Origin of the sequence: Porticoccus sp. (assembly GCF_041592135.1) — a bacterium.
Lineage (GTDB): Bacteria > Pseudomonadota > Gammaproteobacteria > Pseudomonadales > Porticoccaceae > Porticoccus.
Window position 1 is genome coordinate 1 of record NZ_JBFHQR010000144.1, and the last position, 5806, is coordinate 5806.

General features: G+C 58.8%; 6 protein-coding genes. 2 read left to right on the forward strand and 4 right to left on the reverse strand.

Features of this window, described 5'->3' with window-relative positions; genetic code table 11:
* Positions 1–348: 348 nt before the first annotated feature.
* Both ABY948_RS10870 and ABY948_RS10875 read right to left on the reverse strand, forming a co-directional pair.
* Complete coding sequence (locus ABY948_RS10870) at positions 349–729, reverse strand: Hsp20 family protein (RefSeq protein ID WP_461482559.1); 381 nt, start codon at positions 727–729, stop codon at positions 349–351.
* Positions 730–961: 232 nt separating this feature from the next.
* Positions 962–1384 carry a universal stress protein gene (locus tag ABY948_RS10875; RefSeq protein WP_461482560.1) on the reverse strand — a complete coding sequence of 141 codons (423 nt, stop codon included), beginning with the start codon at positions 1382–1384 and terminating at the stop codon, positions 962–964.
* Positions 1385–1512: 128 nt separating this feature from the next.
* On the opposite strand from ABY948_RS10875, the gene ABY948_RS10880 reads away from it, so the two are divergent.
* A complete protein-coding gene (locus tag ABY948_RS10880; protein WP_461482561.1) occupies positions 1513–2520 on the forward strand; it encodes a zinc-binding dehydrogenase in 1008 nt (335 codons plus the stop codon).
* A gap of 104 nt (positions 2521–2624) precedes the next feature.
* On the forward strand, positions 2625–4007 hold the full coding sequence (locus ABY948_RS10885) for a sodium-dependent transporter (RefSeq protein ID WP_461482562.1): 1383 nt from the start codon (positions 2625–2627) through the stop codon (positions 4005–4007).
* A 69-nt stretch (positions 4008–4076) separates the two neighbouring features.
* Here ABY948_RS10885 and ABY948_RS10890 read toward each other — a convergent pair whose 3' ends face one another.
* Positions 4077–4844, reverse strand: a complete 768-nt coding sequence (locus tag ABY948_RS10890) for an SDR family oxidoreductase (protein WP_461482563.1) — start codon at positions 4842–4844, stop codon at positions 4077–4079.
* 68 nt (positions 4845–4912) lie between these two features.
* Positions 4913–5473, reverse strand: a complete 561-nt coding sequence (locus ABY948_RS10895) for an HNH endonuclease (protein ID WP_461482564.1) — start codon at positions 5471–5473, stop codon at positions 4913–4915.
* Positions 5474–5806: the final 333 nt, after the last annotated feature.

The following is a 5806-nucleotide window of genomic DNA, read 5'->3' on the forward strand; positions in this document are numbered from 1 at the left end:
CTAATTTGATTACCACTGCTGGAGGTCATTTTTGCTTCCAGCGAGGCGGAATGAGCGTGGTTTAGTTATTCTAAATGAGCGAATGACAACAACGCTGGGGGCAAAAATGGCCCCAGCCCTTCGGGTTGCGGCTAAAAAAGCCGCCACTCGTCGTTGCTCGTCACTCAGTTAGAACCACTAAATTCATTTCTCGCGCCTAGATTGGCGCTTTTTTAGTCACAACAGAGGCAATCAAATTAGTGTGAACAGGCCCTAGCTGATCAATGGGACACAGCTCGGTGAAAAAAATTCCAACAACTTGCAATAAGAATGGGGCGGCGCACTTCACGCCACCCCGAACTCCCGGCTTTACTCGCCCTGCCCGGTCTCCCGGGTCAGGGCGACATCCGCTTCGCCAATGGCAATGGTTTTCGGCTTCATCGCCTCCGGAATTTTCCGCACCAGGCTGATCACCAGCAATCCGTTGCGCAGCGAGGCATCGGTCACTTCGATGTGATCGGCGAGATTGAATTTGCGCGCAAAGGCCCGCCGGGCGATGCCCTGATGCAGAAAACGCCGGTCGGATTTGGCGGCGTCTTTCCTTCCGCGCACGGTCAGCACGCCCTTTGCCATCTGGATATCCAGTTCATTGCGTGCGAAACCGGCCACCGCGAGGGTGATGGCATAGCGGTTTTCATCGATCACTTCGATATCGTAGGGGGATAGGCTGCGGCCTGGTCGTTGCGCCACGCCGTCTCCAGCAGCGGACCGAGACGGTGGCCGCCAATGGTGCAGCGGTAACGCGGGGTCAAATCTATGGTCGCCATAAAATATTCTCCATCGCAAGCCATATCAAAATGGTTGGCGAGCCACCAGGCATGGAGGACGCCTGATGTTCGTACGGACTAATTATGTGCGACTAGAAAAAATTCAAGGGGGAAAAAGGCTGTTATCCGCTGTGCTGGCCAAGGGGTGGCGACTGTCAGCGCACCACCAGCACGGAGATCGGGGCGAACAGCGCCACCTGGTGACTGAGGGTGCCAAAGGGCTGCTGGGCTGTATTGACACTGCGCGAGGCCATCACAATCAGATCGATATGCTTTTTGTCGCAGAAGTCGATAATTTCCTGGGCGCGCTTGCCCACCTGAATATTTTTATCGATATGAACGCCGGGATATTCTGCCTGGAAGCGCTGTTGCCAGAGCGTCAATGTCTGGTCGGCTTTTTCCGCCAGTTTCAGATAAAACGCCTCCATCTCATCGTCTGTCTCACCACCCAGTTTTTCCAGCACATGCAACAGATAGACATTCCCACCGGACTGAACCGCCATGCCCAGCGCCGTGCGAATTGTTTTTTCACTCTTGTCGGCCAGCCCTGTCGGAACGAGAATATTTTTGAACATCATCGGTACCTGCTGTTTACTTGTTGTGGTGAGTGCTAACTTGAGTCCGGCTGCGTTACCTCCCGCAGGAAAAGAATAGTCACAGAATACTCGCCATTCAACGGATCCGATAGCGACAGGTGGAAATAGCGATGCAAGCAGTGGTACTGGAACATACCGGCGGTCCAGACAGTCTGGTGATCCGGGAGATCGACAAACCATCCCCGGCGGCGGGGGAAGTCCGCGTCAACCTCAAGGCCAGCGCCCTGAACCGCCGCGATTACTGGATCACCCTGGGGAAATACCCAAAAATGCGCCTGCCCTGCGTACCGGGCTCCGACGGGGCCGGCATTGTCGATGCCGTGGGCGTCGGCGTGAATCCAGGACTGCTCGGCGCCGAGGTCCTGATTTACCCGGCCATGGCCTGGGGAGAGGAGCAGGCATACTCTGGCCCCGATTTCCGCGTGCTGGGCATGCCGGACCAGGGCACCTTTGCCGAGGCCATCTGCGTCCCCGCCGGCAACGTCTTTGCCAAGCCCGCTCACCTCGACTGGTTTCAGGCCGCCGCCATGCCGCTGGCGGGATTAACGGCCTGGCGGGCGACCGTCACCCAGGCTGAAGTCAAAGCGGGCCAGCGGGTGCTGATTACCGGCGCCGGCAGCGGCGTTTCCAGCTTTGCCATACTCTGGTGCCTGTATCATGGCGCCGAAGTGTATGTGACCAGTGGCAGTGACGACAAACTGGCTGCCGCCAGCCGCCTCGGTGTCGCCGGGGGCGAAAATTATCGCGACCCCGACTGCTACCGGAAGCTGCGCCAGCAGTCCGGGGGCTTTCATGTGGTGATCGACAGTGCCGGCGGCAATGCCGTCAACGCGTTGCTCGACACCCTGTTGCCCGCCGGGAGATTGGTATTTTTTGGCGCCACCCTGGGCAATCCCGAGCACGGCCTGGAGATGGCAAAATTGTTTTTTCGCCATATCCGCATTCAGGGCACCACCATGGGCAGCAATGCGGAATTTGCCGCGATGCTGGCCTTTGTGGCACAGCACCGGATAACCCCGGTGATCGATCGGGTATTCCCCCTGGCACAGGTGCCGGCGGCGCTGCAGCTGCTGGCCAACTTCGAGCAGAGCGGTAAAATCCTGTTGCGCATTAGCTAGGGCCTATTCGCCCTAGGGCCTGTTCAGACTAATTTGATTACCGAAGCATCCAAATTAGTCTGAACAGGCCCTAATATTTTCGCGGGCACGGTAAACCCGGTAACATGTCCGCTGCCTCTGAGAGAACCATGTCCATGTCTTCCCAGCGCGGAGTATTCTCCTCAAAAACAGGTTTTATCCTGGCCGCCTCCGGCTCCGCCGTCGGTCTCGGCAATATCTGGGGATTCCCCACCAACGCGGCCGAAAACGGCGGCGGCGCCTTTGTGCTGATGTATTTTGTACTGGCGTTCTGCTTGGCCTATCCCGCCCTGATGGCAGAGCTGATTATCGGTCGTCACACCAAAGCCAATATGGTCCACGCCCTGCAAATCATTTCGCCCGGCCGCACCAGCAAAATCTTCGGCACACTGACCGGCGGCTACGGCATCCTGGTCGCTTCGCTGATCCTCAGCTTCTACAGTATTGTCGCCGGCTGGATGCTCGCCTACCTGCTCGAGCCACTGACCACCCTGGCGGGGCTGGATGACCTGTCCGACTGGCTGACCGGCAACAGCATTGCCCGCAATCTGTTATTTACCGGACTGTTTCTGGTGCTGACCTGCTCGGTGATTGCCGCGGGGGTAGAACACGGCATTGAGAAATGGTCCTGCCGCCTGATGCCGGCCCTGCTGCTGATGCTGGCGGGCCTGATCGTCTATGTGCTGATGCAGCCCGGCGCCATCACCGGGCTCAAGTTGTATTTGATTCCGGATTTCAGCCAGCTCGGTGATCCGAAGCTGATTATCAGCGCTCTCGGCCAGGCCTTTTTCTCCCTATCCCTGGGGGTGGGCACCATGCTGATCTACGGCTCCTACCTGCGCCCGGAGGAAAACCTGCCCGCCATGGGCGCCATTGTCACCCTGGTGGATTCCTCGGTGGCCTTCCTGGCCGGTCTGCTGGTGCTGCCCGCCCTGTTTGTGGCCCAGCAGCAAGGGCTGAATATTTACAGCGAGAGCGGCAGCCTGATGGCCGGACCCGACCTGATCTTCCAGACCCTGCCGGCACTGTTCGCCGGCATGGGCAAGGTGGGCACCCTGATCGCACTGGTCTTTTTTGCACTGATGAGTATCGCCGCGCTGACCTCATCGATCTCCATGCTGGAGGTGCCGGTCTCCTTCACCATTGAGAATCATGCCACCCGTCGCCGTTCGGCCACCTGGCTGGCGGGGATCGCCATCTTTGCGGTGAGCGCGGTGATTGTGGTGAATTTCACGGCACTGTTCGGGCTGGTGGTGACCCTGACCACCGAGTATAGCCAGCCTTTGCTGGGACTATTGCTGTGCGTATTTGCCACCTGGGTATGGCACCGGGACATGATTCTGGAGGAGATTCGCAGCGGCCACCCCGAAGTCGAATACAGCCTGTTCTGGAAAATCTGGCCAGGCTACGCAAAATACTGCTGTCCGTTACTGATCGCGCTGGTGCTTTCCCAGAGTCTGTCCGGCTAGCCTCGCGACAACGACATCGACCTCAATAGGACAGCTGGTGGCAGGCAATTCAACAGGAGGGTACGGCGCTCAGAACGTGCCGCGGTAATTGCCACCGTCCACCAGAATGTTCTGACCGGTGATATAGGCCGCCTGCTGACCGCACAGGAACGCACAGGTGGCGCCAAACTCCTCGATCAGGCCCAGTCGCCCGGCCGGCAATGTCGCAATATATTCATCACCAGACAGCCCGCTGCCACCACCGATCAGCGCCGCCGCGCCGCGGCCCCGGTCGGTATCGAACAGGCCGGGCAGCAGGTTGTTGATGGTGACATTGTGCCGTGCGGTATCCCGGGAAATGCCGGCCACAAAACCGGTCAGTCCGGAACGCGCACCGTTGGACAGCCCCAGCGCGCCGATAGGCTGCTTGACCGCCGCACTGGTGATATTGATGATGCGCCCGAAGCCCCGTTCGAGCATGCCGTCGAGGGTGCGCCGGATCATATCGATGGGGCTGTACATATTGCCATTGACGGCATCGAACCAATGTTGCTGGCGCCAGTCCCGGAAATCGCCGGGGGGCGGTCCGCCGGCATTATTGACCAGGATATCCGGTGTGGGACAGGCCGCCAGTGCCGCATCCCGCCCCGCTTCCGTGGTGATGTCCGCTATCACTGTCTCGACACGGACACCGGTGCTGGCATAAATTTCCGCTGCGGTCTGTTCCAGCACCTCCCGCTGGCGAGCGAGAATGGTTACCCGCACCCCTTCCGTGGCCAGCGCCAGGGCACAGCCCTTGCCCAACCCCCTACTGGCGGCACAGACCAGCGCACTTTTTCCGGCAATACCAAGATCCACGGCAACAGACTCCCCTACAAGCACCACAGGTTGCAGAGGCTAGCATGAATTAGCCTGAAAACGTGAGCCTACAGCCAGCGCGAGTTGCGGGAAAACTGGCCGCGCAGAAATTCCATCTGGTCACCGAGAATCCGTTTGGAATTGATCAGTGCCAGGTATTCCGCATTATTGGGCCTGAACGGCAAGGCCATCAGCTCCAGATTGGTTTCTTCCAGCAGGTGATTGGCCTTGTGCTGGTTGCAGCGGCGACAGGCGGAAACCACATTTTCCCATTTGTCGCGGCCGCCGCGGGAAGTGGGCACGATATGATCCCTGGTGAGCTGGGCGGCCGGGAAGGCGCGCGCGCAATACATACACATGTAACCATCGCGGGCAAACAGCGCCGGGTTATTCAGGGGGGAATGGAGCCTTGGTCGCGCCAGCCGATCGCCGCCACAGGCGATGATGCTGGGCAGGCTGATCTGGGATTGCTTGCCGGTCATGCGGCAATAGCCGCCCCGCACCCGTTTGACCTCATCCCCCAGGGTCCAGACAATCATCTCCCTGGCAAACAGGCAGACCGCTTCCTGCCAGTCCAACCACTCTATCGGCTGGCCCGCCTGGTTCAAACGCAAAATTCTCGGTTGCATTCAGAGGCTACCCCGCTGAGCTGTCCTAGCAAGCACTCGACTGATGAGCCAAAAGCAGAAAACCCCGCCAAACAGTTCTGACGGGGTTTTCAACGATGATTCTAAAAGGGAGGGGGAAGAGGGGCCACGCCAGGGCCTCTGAGGTGCCGTGCGAGAAACACACCGGTGACGTATCACCTTGAAACCAATGCAGTGCTTGAAGGCTCACCCCTCCGCAGGGTGTGGGTTTAATCCATCATACCCGAGGTAGACTAACTGTCAACGGGGGACCAAAAACAAAGCCCCGATACAATCAAGTACCGGGGCTTTTAAGGCAGTATAGGAAAGTTGCTA